This window comes from Gilvimarinus sp. 1_MG-2023 (genome assembly GCF_030548285.1).
On the sequence record NZ_JAUOSC010000923.1, the window covers coordinates 1 to 277 of the forward strand.

At 57.8% G+C, this 277-nt stretch carries 1 protein-coding gene; it reads left to right on the forward strand.

All coding sequences use genetic code 11. The annotated features are described in order from the left end of the window. Window positions 1-277: hypothetical protein (locus Q4563_RS19565; protein WP_303605704.1), on the forward strand; the 277-nt coding region annotated here is incomplete at both ends.

A 277-nucleotide genomic window follows, 5' to 3' on the forward strand; every position in this document is an offset into this window, starting at 1 on the left:
GCGCCGACTTGCCCACCACTCAACTCAAGGATCTGGCCAAACAGATTCAAAGCCGAATGCAGCAAGACGCGGCGATTCCACTGGTCACTCTGGAGGGTTTCAGCGAACGCCAGCTACGCGTCAGTATTCGCACCGACACCTTGCGCCGTTACCAGCTCAGTCTGGACCAGCTGGCCGCAATCCTGCAAAAACAGAATCTCGATCTCCCCCTCGGGACCTTTGTTGCCCAGCCCACTGCCAGCACAGACTCGGCAAACCATTATGCGCGGGAATACAG